The sequence below is a fragment of the Pseudopontixanthobacter vadosimaris genome, from assembly GCF_012979275.1.
Lineage (GTDB): Bacteria > Pseudomonadota > Alphaproteobacteria > Sphingomonadales > Sphingomonadaceae > Pseudopontixanthobacter > Pseudopontixanthobacter vadosimaris.
The window spans coordinates 12,501-26,581 of record NZ_JABASZ010000003.1 but is presented as its reverse complement, the minus strand read 5'-3'; the positions used below and the strand labels follow the sequence as shown (position 1 = coordinate 26,581).

Annotated in this window: 17 protein-coding genes and 1 tRNA gene; 8 read left to right on the top strand and 10 right to left on the bottom strand. The window is 61.7% G+C overall.

Going from position 1 to position 14,081, the window contains the following annotated elements; all coding sequences use genetic code 11:
* Window positions 1-42 precede the first annotated feature (42 nt).
* The 5 genes from HG250_RS00665 to HG250_RS00645 all read left to right on the top strand — a co-directional run bounded on the left by HG250_RS00665 (window position 43) and on the right by HG250_RS00645 (window position 5,939).
* Window positions 43-777, top strand: coding sequence for a hypothetical protein (locus tag HG250_RS00665; protein WP_170001830.1), 735 nt, complete (start codon window positions 43-45; stop codon window positions 775-777).
* Window positions 778-1,118: 341 nt separating this feature from the next.
* Complete coding sequence (locus tag HG250_RS00660; protein ID WP_170001828.1) at window positions 1,119-3,233, top strand: TonB-dependent siderophore receptor; 2,115 nt, start codon at window positions 1,119-1,121, stop codon at window positions 3,231-3,233.
* Window positions 3,233-3,808, top strand: a complete 576-nt coding sequence (locus HG250_RS00655) for a hypothetical protein (protein ID WP_170001826.1) — start codon at window positions 3,233-3,235, stop codon at window positions 3,806-3,808. Before HG250_RS00660 ends, HG250_RS00655 begins: the two co-directional genes overlap by 1 nt.
* Before the next feature lie 11 nt (window positions 3,809-3,819).
* The gene (locus HG250_RS00650; RefSeq protein WP_240956825.1) at window positions 3,820-5,097 is read left to right on the top strand and encodes a PepSY-associated TM helix domain-containing protein; all 1,278 of its coding nucleotides are present in this window, start codon (window positions 3,820-3,822) and stop codon (window positions 5,095-5,097) included.
* Window positions 5,098-5,645: 548 nt separating this feature from the next.
* Window positions 5,646-5,939: a hypothetical protein gene (locus HG250_RS00645; RefSeq protein ID WP_170001822.1), complete on the top strand. Its 294-nt coding sequence runs from the start codon at window positions 5,646-5,648 to the stop codon at window positions 5,937-5,939.
* Between the two features lie 354 nt (window positions 5,940-6,293).
* On the opposite strand, the gene HG250_RS00640 is transcribed toward HG250_RS00645, so the two are convergent.
* On the bottom strand, window positions 6,294-6,515 hold the full coding sequence (locus HG250_RS00640) for a hypothetical protein (RefSeq protein ID WP_170001820.1): 222 nt from the start codon (window positions 6,513-6,515) through the stop codon (window positions 6,294-6,296).
* A complete protein-coding gene (locus HG250_RS00635; protein WP_170001782.1) occupies window positions 6,512-6,685 on the bottom strand; it encodes a hypothetical protein in 174 nt (57 codons plus the stop codon). The genes HG250_RS00640 and HG250_RS00635 overlap by 4 nt, the downstream gene beginning before the upstream one ends.
* On the opposite strand from HG250_RS00635, the gene HG250_RS12795 reads away from it, so the two are divergent.
* Window positions 6,684-7,013 (top strand): HoxN/HupN/NixA family nickel/cobalt transporter, encoded by a 330-nt coding sequence (locus HG250_RS12795; protein WP_205763479.1) that lies wholly within the window; start codon window positions 6,684-6,686, stop codon window positions 7,011-7,013. The two genes, HG250_RS00635 and HG250_RS12795, sit on opposite strands and share 2 nt — an antisense overlap.
* 86 nt (window positions 7,014-7,099) lie before the next feature.
* Here the strand turns inward: HG250_RS12795 and HG250_RS00620 are convergent.
* Window positions 7,100-7,191 (bottom strand) — tRNA-Ser (locus HG250_RS00620).
* 158 nt (window positions 7,192-7,349) lie between these two features.
* On the opposite strand from HG250_RS00620, the gene HG250_RS00615 reads away from it, so the two are divergent.
* Entirely contained in the window at window positions 7,350-8,189 is an 840-nt protein-coding gene (locus HG250_RS00615; protein WP_420821298.1) for a DUF1134 domain-containing protein, read from the top strand.
* A gap of 72 nt (window positions 8,190-8,261) precedes the next feature.
* A complete protein-coding gene (locus HG250_RS00610; protein WP_170001818.1) occupies window positions 8,262-9,437 on the top strand; it encodes an amino acid aminotransferase in 1,176 nt (391 codons plus the stop codon).
* A gap of 25 nt (window positions 9,438-9,462) precedes the next feature.
* On the opposite strand, the gene HG250_RS00605 is transcribed toward HG250_RS00610, so the two are convergent.
* From HG250_RS00605 to HG250_RS00575, 7 genes are read right to left on the bottom strand one after another with little or no spacing between them, the layout of a single operon-like run.
* Window positions 9,463-10,086, bottom strand: coding sequence for a riboflavin synthase (locus HG250_RS00605; RefSeq protein WP_170001816.1), 624 nt, complete (start codon window positions 10,084-10,086; stop codon window positions 9,463-9,465).
* Between the two features lie 48 nt (window positions 10,087-10,134).
* Window positions 10,135-11,112, bottom strand: coding sequence for a bifunctional diaminohydroxyphosphoribosylaminopyrimidine deaminase/5-amino-6-(5-phosphoribosylamino)uracil reductase RibD (ribD, locus tag HG250_RS00600; RefSeq protein ID WP_170001898.1), 978 nt, complete (start codon window positions 11,110-11,112; stop codon window positions 10,135-10,137).
* Window positions 11,112-11,576, bottom strand: a complete 465-nt coding sequence (locus HG250_RS00595; RefSeq protein ID WP_170001814.1) for a hypothetical protein — start codon at window positions 11,574-11,576, stop codon at window positions 11,112-11,114. The genes ribD and HG250_RS00595 overlap by 1 nt, the downstream gene beginning before the upstream one ends.
* 49 nt (window positions 11,577-11,625) lie before the next feature.
* Window positions 11,626-12,168, bottom strand: a complete 543-nt coding sequence (locus HG250_RS00590) for a DUF4402 domain-containing protein (RefSeq protein WP_170001812.1) — start codon at window positions 12,166-12,168, stop codon at window positions 11,626-11,628.
* A 49-nt stretch (window positions 12,169-12,217) separates the two neighbouring features.
* Window positions 12,218-12,940: a M48 family metallopeptidase gene (locus HG250_RS00585; RefSeq protein WP_170001810.1), complete on the bottom strand. Its 723-nt coding sequence runs from the start codon at window positions 12,938-12,940 to the stop codon at window positions 12,218-12,220.
* Entirely contained in the window at window positions 12,933-13,436 is a 504-nt protein-coding gene (locus tag HG250_RS00580; protein ID WP_170001808.1) for a YcgN family cysteine cluster protein, read from the bottom strand. The genes HG250_RS00585 and HG250_RS00580 overlap by 8 nt, the downstream gene beginning before the upstream one ends.
* Window positions 13,424-14,056 carry an SCO family protein gene (locus HG250_RS00575; RefSeq protein WP_170001806.1) on the bottom strand — a complete coding sequence of 211 codons (633 nt, stop codon included), beginning with the start codon at window positions 14,054-14,056 and terminating at the stop codon, window positions 13,424-13,426. Before HG250_RS00575 ends, HG250_RS00580 begins: the two co-directional genes overlap by 13 nt.
* Window positions 14,057-14,081: the final 25 nt, after the last annotated feature.

Below are 14,081 nucleotides of genomic sequence, written 5' to 3'. Positions count from 1 at the left end.
GTCGCAGGCGATTGCGAATGAGTTACCAAGGAGTTCGATTGTATGATGTGGTTCCTTGGGCTGGTGCTGGCGGTCTTCGTGTGCGGATTTGTGGTCGTTGTCGGAATGGCCATCCTTCGGGCAATCATCGACTTGATGGCGCGGTTGATCCTTGCTGCGAGCGCGGCCATTGCAGTGGGCGTCGGCGCGGGCGTAATTGCGATGCAATCGGGTGCCGATGGCATGACGGTCGGCATCCTCGTCGTCCTGCTTGCGTTTCTCCCGGCTCTTTTGGTGGTCGGTAGATGGCGTAATCGGACCGGGAAAGCGATGGATGCTGAGCCTTCACATACTGTGCCAGGCGTCGAACTTAGCCCAATCCCTGCGAAGCCCATCGAACGCACCCTTTCCCTTAAGGATGCGGATTCATTAGCCAAAGCGTGGGATGACGCGTTGCGGATGGCGCCAGGTGAGGCGCTCGGGGACGATCGCGAGATTTGCGCGCGCTTCCTCGCTTCGTTCGAAGCGGCTGCAGATATCGATCCTGCAGCCACCGATCTGGCGACTTTCATCCGCCGTCACGTTCCTGGTCTCGTGGCCGAGACGCGAGCTGTCGTCGAGGGTGCCGAGCGCGACGAGCAGTGCGAGGCCATTGCAGCGATGGTGGCTAATTTGCGGCAGGTGACTGGTGATGCGCGCGCGGCTCTCGCCAGTCGGCATGTTACGGCACGCGAGCGGCTTGGAGCCAGGCGGATCCGGTTTGCGATGCGTGCTGCCGAGCGAAAGGGTCTGCAATGAGGCAATACGGCCTGTCCAAGTCACGCATTACCTCTTTCGAAGCAAAGGCGATGAAGGCTTGGGGCTGGCCGCGTGCCTGGAATTTTCCGAACGGAAGCATTGCGGTTCTAGAGTCCGCAACTGCCGGTATTTTCCTGACCCGACTCTGAGGGTGCTTCAACAGCAAGATAATTGCAGGGTTATCCAACCTGATTGGTCGCTATGGCCTCACTGAATTTCGTACTCCGCCCCCTCGTGAGCATCGTGTCGATCTAGCTTCCGCCATCATTTTCACCGCGTTGTTGCAATGATAACAACTCGCAGTAGCGGGATTTCGCGCAATGAATTGACGAGGAAATTAGATGAAAGCCTTTCTGACCCTTACAACCGCATCGATGGCGTTGCTGGCCGCGCCAATGGCGGCGGCACAAGAGGCTGATGAGGAAACGGAAGTCAGTCAAAGTGAAGACGCGATCACGATAATCGTAACCGGGTCGTTGAGCGATTTCGGCGCCATCAAGTCCGATACCCCGATAGTCGAGACGGCGCGATCGATATCGATCGAAACGGCCGACGACTTCAAAGAGAAAGGGTTCCAGTCGCTCGACGATGCGCTGACCTATATGGCGGGCGTCACGGCCGAGCCTTTCGGTTTCTCCACCCGTGGAGATTTCAGCCAGGTGCGCGGACTGGATGCGCCGGAATATCGGGACAATCTGCAATTCCTGTTCGGGTTCTACAATAACCCGCGGCCCGATCTTTATACGCTGGAACAGGTCGAGGTCCTCAAAGGTCCGGCCTCCGTCCTTTACGGCGCAGCATCTCCGGGAGGTATTATCAATGTCGTGACGAAGCGTCCTTTCGATGAGAATGCCAGTGAACTGCAGCTGCAATATGGCAGCTTCGATCGCAAACAGATCGCCGGAGACATCAATCTTGTCGTACCGGGTTCGGACGACAGGGCAATGTTTCGTCTGGTCGGTCTCTATCGCGACTCAGGCTCCCAGATCGACGAGGTGGATGATAACAAGCTGGTCATCGCTCCTGCCTTTACAGTCCGGCCGGCTGACGGAACGCAGATAACTGTTCTGGCAAACTACACGGAGCAGGACACCGATACCGCTCACCAGTTCTATCCTGTCAACGGAACGTTGCTGCCTCTCGCGGATGGGCGGGAAATCGATACGACGGAATATTTCGGCGCGCCCGATTTCAATGCTTATGATTCCGAAAGTTTCGCGTTGACAATCCTGGGCGAACAGAGGCTGACCGATAAGCTGTCTCTTGAAGGCGTCGCGCGATATGTCGATGCGAGTTCGGATTACCGGCAGGCATGGCCATCGTTCACCGGCAATGGCGTGCCCCGGTTCGATGCTGATGGGAACGCCGGCTGGACGTTCTATCTCTCCGACCGTCGCAGCGAGCAAATGGCGTTCGACGTCCGTGCCCGTGGTGACTTTTCGACAGGGGCAATCGAACATGAAATACTGGCCGGTATCCAATATCAGGACGTGATGACCGACGCCGACAATGCGTTCCTCTATGCGGCTGGCATCATCAATGTTTTCAACCCGCGATATACCGGTGCGTTGACGGTCGATCAGGTTCGTCAGTTTCAGACGAACGGTCCGCGCAATTATGTGCAGGAAACCGGCTATTACATCTCGGACCAGATCAGTTGGGGCGACTTGGTTGCGAATGCGGGTGTCCGCTTCGACGACGTGACCAACAGGGTCGAGGGCGGCGTAACGCAGGACGACGATGCAACGAGTTTCAGCGCCGGACTGTTGTGGCGCGGACCGGCGGGATTGTCGCCTTATGTCAGTTATGCCGAAAGCTTCGAACCCGTCGTCGGGACGGATACCGATACAAACCGGCAGCTTCTTCCGCAGGAGGGACGCCAATATGAAGCCGGCATCAAATGGCAACCGGTCGGCATCAACGCGCTGGTAACTCTTGCGGCGTTCGATATCGAGCAATCCAACCTGCCCAATCCCGGCGCGCTGGTGGGGGCAAGCAGCCAACAGGAAGGCGTTGCAAAGATTCGCGGTGCGGAACTGGAAGCCAATGCGCTTATCGGCGGGTTGAGGCTTGACGGAAATTTGAGCTATCTCGACGCCGAGGACCCTAACGGCCGCTCGCTGACGGCCATTCCCGAATGGCAGGCGTCACTCTTCGCGCTCTATCGGTTCGCTTCCGGCCCACTGACCGGATTTAGCTTCGGTGGCGGCGTCCGCCATGTGGGGGAAAGCGAAAGCAGCGGCTTGTCGGCCATTACGGGCGAGCTGCTCACCTACCGCGTAGACAGCTATACCGTGGGCGATCTGTCTGCGGGATATGAAAGTGGCCCGTGGGAACTGCGGGTGACGGCGCGCAACGTGACCGACGAGAACTATCTTACCACCTGCCTGGTGCGAGGTGACTGCTATCCGGGTGAAAGCCGGTCCGTGATCGGCACACTCGGGTATAATTTCTGATGGATGAAACGACGCAAATGTGCCTGGCGGCCGGGCTCGCGCTGACGAGCGTGGTGGTCCTGCGTATCTCCTGGGCCCGGCGGGACCGATCGTGGGTCTTGAACCTGGCCGGACGGCTCGGCTTTGCCTTGTCAACTGCCTTGGCCTGGGCAGCTTTCGGTGCATGGGGCGTGGCGGTCGTCATGCTTGTTGCAACGGGGGCCGCCATAATTCTCTTGGCGGTCGCAGCGCTGGAGCCGGCATCGGCCAGGCGCCGTAAGGAAAAGGCGCCGCGGATAGCGATAGAATCGAACACGGCGCGCACGACACAGGCACGTATTGTGACCTTTCTTATCGCGGGTCCGTTCGCCCTGATCGCGAGCCTCGCAGCGGCCCTGGCGGCGCGGCTTTTGGTCTTGGCCATGAACGGGACCGAAGCGGATGCCAATGTCACCGTCCTTGGTTTGGTCCCCCTGCTATGGGCGATATTGTCCACGATGGTGCTGATGAACGACAGGCGGCGGACGCAGATTGCGATAGCAGCGGCGATCACAGCCGTGTCCGCCCCGTTTCTTGTACTCGGGGGCGCCGTCTGATGGGTATCGCAATGGGTAAGGCCACCGTGCAGAAAGCGCTATCGGCTCATTCCGCGATCGGCCTGATCTGCTGCGCCTTGCTATACCTGATCTGCGTGACCGGGACGGCAATCGTGCTGTATGAGGAATGGCAGCGGTTCGAGCAGCCGGGCGCGCCGGAGATGGCTTCGATAGAGCCTGCCGCGATCCAGCGAGGGATCGAGAATGTCCTCGAAAGCGAAAAGGCACAGGCGACCACCACGCATCTTTTCGTTCATTTGCCGACGGACGCGCTGCCCCGCACGACGATCACTACCGATACGCAGGCGGTCCACATCGATGCTGCGGGCGGGATCGTGATGCCCGAAGAAAACGCTTGGGCCAAATTTGTCCTGGCGCTTCATTATCGGCTCAATTTGCCGGCGATCGTGGGCATGACCTTGGTCGGCGCGCTGGGGGCGATGATGGTCGCCCTGGCCATATCCGGCACAATGGCGCATCCGCGCATCTTCAGGGATGCGTTTCGTCTTCGCGCCCGCCGCAAGGACGATATCGCCACGGTCGACTGGCATAACCGGCTCGCCGTCTGGACGCTGCCATTCGGCATTGCCATTGCCCTGACAGGGGCGATAATCGGACTTTTCTACGTCTCCGGCTTCGGGATGGCGGCGACAGCCTATGGCGGAGATGTCGAACGTGTCACGGAAGCGATATTCGGCGAAGAAGGAGAGCCGGACCCAGCGCCTGCCGTCACGCCCGACATTCTGCCTGCTTTGAATTATATGACGGCGAATTTCGAGAAGGTAACACCGTATTACGTTATCCTGCATGATCCGCAGACAGCCGGGCAGCATATCCAGATCATTGGTGAACATCCGCAGCGACGGATATTTGGCGAATATTACGCGTTCGACGGTGATGGACAGTTCCTTTCTAGCGCTGGCCTTGCCGACGGTTCGATCGGGCAGCAACTGGCCGCATCGACTTACAATCTACATTTCGGAAACTTCGGGGGGCTTCCGGTCAAAATCGCCTATATCGTATTCGGACTGGCACTGAGCGCCATCGCGGCGACGGGCACCTTCATCTGGTTAAACCGACGTGAGCGGCGCGGGCTTCCCGCCAAGCGACTGCGTACGCTATGGTGGGCTGTGGTCATCGGCACTCCCCTTGGTCTGGTCACAACCCTCGTGGGGCGCTTACTTTATGGAAATTCCGCACCCTTCGTTAGTATATTCTGGGCAACCTTCATCTTGACCGCCATATCTGTAGCCGCATTCAGGTGGCGACGCGTTAGGCTTATCAAATGAAATCTTCCTGGGCGCGGGTTTGATTCACTCAGACGCGCACGCTTTCCGAACAATCGCTCGGCGCGATCGCGGTTCTGGTAGGGGCGATAGTCGGGATGTTCGGGCACCTTGCGGTTCGAGCGAGGCGGGATGATCGGCAGGATGCCCCGGATCGGCAGGCTTTCAGGGGGACCCGTCATAACCTTTGCCCGCCAGCAGTGCCTTGGGCTTCGCGTCCGGGATCGCCATCAGCGGCTCGGCGGCGGTGTAATCCAAAGCCTCACCGCCAGTCAGGATGAAGCCGACAGGCAGTCATTGATAATGTGCCTTGCACAGCTTCGCTTCCGCGCCAGGGTGGGCACAGCGATGGGTGCCGTGCTGTTAATCGGGTATCCGGCGATTTGATGTTTTATCGGCGTCAGAATATATAGGGCATGGTCGATAACCTAAAGACGGGATAACCTGAGTCATTCCGGTTACGCGGCAGGCCGCACGAAGAGAGAGTCTCCGCCATATCAACGCAAATCCGCTTCCCCCGGCCTAGAGACGACGAAAGATTCGCGTGGGGCTTGTCAGGCCCGGAGCCGACAGAAATCTGGGAACGGTTTTCCCCGGCTTATGAAGGCCAGTTGGAACGGCTGACATCCGCGTTAAGCGAGTTGGGGTTTGCCCCTGCAATCGGCGGCGCCGGATCGGAAGATGGCGAATATGTCCGGGCCGTATATCTGGAAAACGAACGCATAGTTTTCTTCCATCATCTGGAAGATCCTGCCGACGCGCGCTTCATATCATCACTCGACGATAGAGCACTACGCGAATGGATCATCGACTCATGGATAAGCGGTCAGCAACCTTTGGAATGAATGTGGATAGAACCAATGCGGAAGTGGGCCGCGTCGTGATACGTTGCCGGCATCGCTGCACGATGGGCGGCAATTCAGCGTTTCCCGTCTTGGCCACGGGCAAGACTTATTCGGCCGAATTGGCTACCATCGTTTCAATTTCCGTTGGCTTGGCGATATTCGAATCCGGGGTCTTGTAGACGGACATCCCACATAGGATCGACCATCGCCAATAAAACGGTGCTTTTCCAAGTCACTCCGCGTCTGCGCGCTCCTTAGCCTATCCGCCGACCCTTCTATCGCACCAGTCGATTTTTGCTGGTGTCTTCGTCATCTCCTCACCGGCCAGCTTCCGGGTCACCCGCTCAGACGGTTTTACGTCTTATCCATTTCGGCTCGTAATGCGATCAGGGCTTTCTCGACCTCCTTCAGTATGTGCGACCGATCCTCTCCGCCCATGCCTTCTTCAGAAGCACGCATATAGGCCTCCTTATCGTCACGCCAGGATTCCAGCATCTCGATCTTCGCGCCCTGGCTAAGATTGTGATCATCGAGCACTTGTTTCGGCGTGTCGTATTTTCCGTAATAGGCCATCATTGTCCTCCTTCCATGACGATCATTCCTTGTGCGGCAGCGATTGGAATTCCGATCCGGTGTTTCGAACCGTAGCGCAATTGTCCAGAATGAATATCAGGTACCGCCGTCAAACTGACAGTTTGGCCACACCACTGCATATGACGGCGAGAAATAACGGTGTTGCTGAGCATGCACGAACAAGAGCGGTCGATGATCTGCACCGCCGGCAAGCTAGCTCTGGAGCGCAAGGAACACGGCCTCAATGCGGCCATCGACCATGCGACCCGCAAACTGATGAACGATGGCGAGCGTCCGGTTTCGGTCGGTTTCCGATTTGCCCTCGGCCATTCCAGCGTCGTACCGCCAGTTCAAGCCGTCCGCGCCCATGCCAAAACATCGCTTCGGCTGGCGCTCGCATTACAGCATCGGCGCACCGCGAACCGACAACTTGCGGCGCTATGTCTCGAAGCGTCGTCGTCAACGGTCGCCGTAATTTCGATCATTGCCCTGCCAACTTGACGCCGAATCGTGCATTAAATCCCATGAGGGAAAGGATGGGGTAAGTTTGCCGATCTGGCTGTTAAATTGTCGATTTGAATGAACTGTGGCGGAGACGGAGGGATTCGAACCCTCGATACCGGTTACCCAGTATGGTTCCTTAGCAGGGAACTGGTTTCAGCCACTCACCCACGTCTCCGGATCGCAGCAGCGAGGGCGCGCTATAGCGACTGGTTTGCGGGGCGGCAAGGTGCCTGTTTGCTCTCGATCCAGGGATTTCGTCGCTGCGGTTCAGTGTTGCTTCACGTCGCTACCCCTCTGTATCAGGACGGAATGCATCGATACGGGACAGGTAACATGAGCCTCGCATTTTCGAAGATCGGCCGGATGGCAGCCGTGATTGCCGGAACGATCGGTTTCGCGGTTTCGCCTTTGGCTGCACAGGGGATCGAGCGTATCGACCCCGATCAGGCGATCGACGGCGACCTCATGCAGGGCCAGGTCGAGGTACCTGCCGAACGGCCCGGCGACGATTATGTGTTCGCCACCGATGGCACCTATCAGGCCGCAACGCCGGTCGGGCCTGAGGCGGGGGCGGAGGCAGGGGCCGACACCAACGTGGAAGCATGGACCGGGACCGAGGCGGCGCCGTCATCGTCCGAACCGGCTGCATCACAGGAAAATGCGCAACCTGCCGTCGCAGCGGCTCAGGGCGACACATACCGGCAGGACGATCTGATCGGCGCGGCACAGGGACTGTTCGGAGAAGGTGCCGAGGGCGTCGCCCGCATGATCGAGAAGCTGCTGGCCGAACAGGGCGAGCCCAACGGATACATCGTCGGCCGTGAAGCCGGCGGGGCTTTCATCATCGGCGCGCGCTATGGTTCGGGAACGCTGTATCACAAGGTCGAGGGCAAGATGCCGGTCTACTGGACAGGCCCCAGCATCGGCTTCGATGCAGGCGCAAACGCGGGCAACACCTTCGTGCTGGTCTATAATCTCTATGACACCGACGAGCTCTACGAACGGTTTCCGGCGGGCGAGGGCCAGGCCTATCTCGTTGGCGGCATGACGGCGAGCTATCTGCGCAAGGGCGATGTCGTGCTCATTCCCATCCGCGTCGGCGCTGGTCTGCGCCTTGGCGTGAATGCCGGATATATGCGCTTTTCGCGCGAGCAGCGGTGGTTGCCGTTCTGACGAAGCTGCGATTGGCCGGTCTCATCTGAAATTGCTGTTGCGGGGCTGCCTCCGGCTCGGCATGAGGCTGTCATGCTCGACAGACTAGATCCTCAGCCCGCCGATGCGCTGCTTGCGCTCATCAAGATGTATGCCGACGACCAGCGGCCCGGCAAGATCGATCTGGGGGTCGGGGTCTACCGCACCGACGACGGCTCCACCCCGGTATTCTCGGCGATCAAGTCAGCGGAAGCTCAGCTGCTCGGCGAACAGGACAGCAAGGCCTATCTCGGCCCGGAAGGCGACATGGGCTTCGTGCATGCGCTGATGCCCTATATCTTCGGCGAAGATGCGACCATGCATGGCCGTATCCGGGGCATGCAGACGCCGGGTGGAACGGGCGCGGTTCGCCTGGCGCTGGCGCTGGCAAAGCAGTCAGGCGTGAAGCGCGTTCTGATGGGCGTGCCCAGCTGGCCCAACCATGCCCAGATCCTGGCCGATGTCGGGATCGAGGTCGCATCCTTTCAGCATGCGGGCGCGGACGGCGCGGCCGATCTGGGCGCTTTGCTGGCGGCTCTGGACGGGGCCGGGCCGGGCGATGCCGTGCTGCTGCATGGCTGTTGTCACAATCCCACCGGAATCGATTATACGGACGATCAGTGGGACACGATCGCGGCGACGCTGGAGTCCTCCGGCGTTCTGCCGCTGATCGATGTCGCCTATCAGGGGCTGGGGCAGGGTATGGAGGAGGATGTATACGGCCTGCGCGCCGTGCTCCGGGCCGTTCCCGAAGCCCTGATCGCCTATAGCTGCGACAAGAATTTCGGGCTGTACCGCGACCGGGTCGGCGCTTTCTATGTCATGGCGCAGAAGGGCGACCAGCTGGACACGATCATGTCCAATGCCAATGCGCTGGCGCGGGCAAACTGGTCGATGCCGCCCGATCACGGCGGCGCAGCTGTCCGCATCGTGCTGCGGGATGCCGGTATGACCGAGGACTGGCGAGCCGAGCTTGCATCGATGCGCGAAAGGATGGGCGGCGTCCGTGCGAAACTCGCTGCGGCAGGAACGGCTGGATCGCTCGACCTGACGCCGCTCGGCATGGGGCACGGGCTGTTCGCGGTGCTGCCGCTGGACAAGCAGCAGATTGCCGCCCTGCGCCGCGACCACGGTGTCTACATGGCGGGATCGGGCCGGATCAACGTCGCCGGATTGCATAGCGGCAATATTGCCGATTTCATCGCCGCCCTGTCGGACGTTGCCGGCTGAGGCGACAGCCTGAACAGGCGCATGTTCAGGCGGTGGCCCGCAGGCTCTGCATACGGTGCAGATAGCGGGCCATGGTGTCGATCTCGAGATTGACGCGGTCCTCTGGCCCGAGCCGGCACAAAGTCGTGACCTCGGCGGTATGCGGGATGATGTTGAGAGTGAAGCGGACCGATCCATCCGCTTCGTCCGTCACCTCGTTCACGGTCAGCGATGCGCCATCGACCGTTATCGAACCCTTGGGCGCGATGAACGGGGCAAGTTCGGCAGGCGCCGAGATGGTGAGGCGGGTCGAATCCCCTTCCGCATCGGCGCCGGTCACCATCCCCACGGCATCGACATGGCCGGTAACGATGTGCCCGCCCAGCTCGTCGCCCAGACGCAAGGCAGGTTCCAGGTTCAACGGCCTGCCTTCATCCCACATGCCGGGCACGGTGCGCCGCACGCTTTCGGCGGAAACATCCACGGCGAACCAGGCGTCGCCTTTCGAACCGCCCCGTTCCACGACCGTCAGGCAGACGCCCGAGCAGGCGATCGATGCGCCGATCGCCATTTCCGCCGGATCGAACGGGCAGGCGATCCGGCACCGCAGGTCGCCGCGCTGCTGCCTATTGCGAATTTTACCGAGAGCGGTGACGATGCCGGTGAACATGGAATTTCCTGCCTGTCTGAATGCAGCCCTGCCGGCGGGCCGCCGGGCCTATGCGCTGCGGATCCGTTCATAGGCGGTGAAGCGGTCACTGCCAAGCTGGCGGCTGTCGCTGACAGCCCAGCGCTCATGTGCTGCGGCAAGATCGGAAAGACCGATGTCGCCCAGCGCCTGCCGGCCAGCGCCGATGAGAACAGGTGCCTGGTAGAGGTGCAGAGTATCGACCAGATCGCCTTGCAGAAAGGCGGCAGCGGTCTGCGCTCCGCCTTCGACATAGAGATATTGCACATCGCCAAGCTGGTGAATGCCGGAAGGCGAGCCAATAGCCTCGATGCCGCCGGGGGCCGCCTTTCGCGTCAGCACCAATCGGCGAGGGCTGCGGGCTTTCAACCCGGGCAAGCGCACGTCCAGCGATGGCCGGTCTGTTCGCCATGTCTCTCCCCCTACCAGAATGGCGTCGGCCATGGCGCGCCGCGAATGAACGTGGCGACGGGCATCTTCGCCGGTGATCCAGCGGCTTTCGCCATTTTCAAGCGCGATGCAGCCATCGAGGCTGGTCGCTAATTTCAGCGTGACATGGGGCCTGCCATAGCGCGCGCGGCAGAGGTAGCCGGCAAGGCTGCTGCGAACCGGGGGTCTGTCCAGCACGGTGACCGCGACCCCGGCAGCGACCAGGCGGGCGATGCCGCTTCCGGCCGTACGCGGATCGGGATCTTCCAGCCCGATAACGGCGCGCTTCAATTCTGCGGCGCTGCACAGATCGGCACAGGTCGGCCCGCGCGGTGAGGCATGGGCGCAGGGTTCGAGCGTGGTGTAAAGCGTGGCGCCGGCGGCATTCGGTCCGGCCTGCGCCAGCGCGACGGCTTCTGCATGGGGCCGGCCGCCGGCCTTCGTCCATCCGCGCCCCTGAACACGGCCATCCCTGACGATGATTGCGCCCACAGAGGGGTTGGGGCGGCTGAGCGGGCGGGCGCGGATGGCAAGGCGCGCCGCTGCATCCAGCCATTCCGCATCGCCATGCAGATACATCACTGCGCCGAATCGGGGGCGGAAACGGCACCGGCCGCATTGCGCGCCTGCGCTGCCGGAGCGTTTGCGGCTGCGGCCTGCTCGGCGGCGCGTTCCGCCGCAGCTTCCCGTTCGATCCGTTCCACATCCATGCCCGACATCTCACCCAAAGTCCGGTACATGTCGCGGATACGCTCCTGCCGCTCTGCCGCAAGCCGCGTGATTTCATCCTGCCGTCGCTGATTTGCGATGTTTGCAGCAACGATCTCGGCCTCGGTCCGGTCTGGCGCGAAGCTGGTGATATAGGTGACCACCGGCCGTTCCGGCGGCAGCACCACCCGTTCCTGAGTGAACAGATACAGCAGGGTGAATGTAATCAGCATCGATATGCCGAGTGCGGGCCAGCGATAGGGGTTGGGCCTGCGGAACTCGGTCCAGAAATCGGCAATGCCGGGGCCGGGGTTCAATCGGGAGAGGAAACGCATGGAGATGCATATAGCGACACAGGCTTAACCGCGCCAGTATCGCGCGGGATCAGTCGTAATCGACCTGTATCGGTATTCGCCCGCGCAAGGTACCGCCCGATGCCACCGCCGCCGTGGTGTAAAGCGTGCCGGTATAGGTGAAGTCCAACTGCCCATTGGCGTCCAGAGTGGGCAGCGCACGCAGGCTGGTCTTGAATTCGCGCAGTTCCGCACGGCCGCCGCGCGCATCGCTCAAGGTGACACTACCGGGGAAATCGATGCGCACGGTGCGCAGCGGTCGCCCACGGACGGTGGCCCGGCCCTGCACCGTCAGGCCGCCGAAATCGTCGAGATCGCCGAAGACCATCTTGCTGCCCGTCGCCAGATCGAGGATGACGCGTCCATCGCCGCTGCCGATGATGAGAAGCCGGCCGAAATCCATGTCGCTCTGGATTTCCAGGTCGAGTGCGCGGTTGTTCGGCCTGCCGCCCCCGGTGCCGTTGGGCGGGGGATTGGTATCGCAGAAGCTGCACTTTCCCTGCGCTAGGACCGGCGCGCCCGCGCCGCTGGCCAGAATGGCGGCGGTCAGGACGAATGGAAGGGCGAAGCGCATTGCTCCTTGTCGCCGATTACGGTTAATTTTGTCTTACTGTCGGATGACGTCAACCAAAGCTGGCGTAAAGCCCCGGTCCCGAGGCTTTCAGCCAGGCATTCGCCTGCGTGAGGTCGCCGCCATAGATGCGTTCGAGCAGGGCATGGAATTGCGGCGAATGATCGAAATGCACCAGATGCGCGATTTCGTGCGCGACGACGCTGCGCCGCACGCAGTCGGGTGCCTGGACCAGCCGCCAGTTCAGGCGCAGCACGCCGTCCGACGAACAGCTGCCCCAGCGCCGCCGGGCGCGGGACAGGCGCACAGGCGGCATGGGAACCCCGGCAGTCTGCGCGTATTCGGCTGCATCGGCGGCGAACAGCGGCAGCGCCTGTTCTTCCAGCCAGCGTTGCAGCCGCGCCGGGATCGTCTCGGCAGGGCCGCCCAGCGTCACCGTATCGCCTGACGAGTTCGGCTTGCGCGGGTGGGACACATCGTGACGGATCAGCAGCGATCGTCCGCGAAATTGCAGCGTGCCGCCGCAGGCCGGGGGCGTGCTCCGCGGAAGCGCCTCGGCCTGGCGGGCCAGCCAGTCGCTGCGGCTGTGCGCGAAGGCGACAGCCTCGGCGGTCCGGCCCCAGCGCGGCAGGGTGACGCGAACCTCGCTGCCGTCCGGCGAAAGGCGCAGGATCATCCGCCGCGCGGTGGCATGGCGAATGATGGCAATGGGCAGCACGCGGCCGGCGACGCGGATTTCAGGGTGCTGGCCGCGCCCGAGCAGCCAGTCAATCATCTACCGCCCCGGCATCATCCGCATCGGCATCGTCCGCATCGGTATCGCCCGCATCTGTTTCGTTCCAATCGACGATATGCTGTTCGAGCGGGCCGGCCCGCGTTTCGCAGATGACGCGGCCTGCGACGGTCGCGCCCGCTGCCATGGCCGATTGGGCATTCCCGGTCAGCAGGGGATGCCATGCAGGCAGCGGGCGATCTTCCGCGCGAAGGCGATAGGCGCAGCTTTCGGGCAGCCAGTTGACGTCCTGCACCAGTTTCAGCGTCAGCCGCATGCAATCGGGCACGAAAGCCTTGCGGTTGCGGTAATCGCTGCAACGCGCCGTACTGCGGTCCAGCAGCTTGCAGGCGACATTGGTATCCTCGATCTCGCCCGTGTCGGGGTCTTCGATCTTGTGCAGGCAGCAGCGCCCGCAGCCATCGCACAGGCGCTCCCATTCCTCCCGGTTCAGATCGGCAAGCGGGCGTTCCCAGAAACGGTCCCTCAGCGCACCCATTTCGCCAGTTCCGCTTGCACCGCCTGCGGCCCCTGATCGGTCGGCAATGTGGCGATCGGTTCGCCGTCAGGACCGAACAGATAGGCGATGTCGGAATGATCCATAAGATATCCCCCGCCCGGCTGGTCTTCCCCGCGCGCATTATAGACGCGGAAATTATCCGCCGCCTGCGCCACCTGTTCCGGCGTGCCGGTGAGGCCGATCAGCCGGTCGGAGAAAGCGGCGGTAAATTCGCCCACGATTTCCGGCGTGTCGCGTTCGGGGTCGATGGTGATGAAGATCGGCTGGATCCGTTCGCCCAGCGCAGGCTCGTCCTCGGCAAACAGGCGATAGCCCTGCATCATGCGCTGGACCGAGGTGGGGCAGATATCGGGGCAATAGGCATAGCCGAAATAGACGATGCGGTATCGCCCCTGGAAATCGGACCAGTTCACCGTCTCGCCGTCCGAGCTGACAAGCGTGAACGGCCCGCCGATGGTCGCACCCTGCAACGGCGGTTCATCCCCCGGCGCGTCCGCCCCTTGCGGCGTACAGGCACCAAGCGCCAGCGCGGTCAGGGCGCCCAGCAGTCTGGCGGCGTAACGGGTTGCGGGCGAAGGGGGCATGGCGTGCTGGTTCATGGTCTGCTAACTGGTACAGGACAGA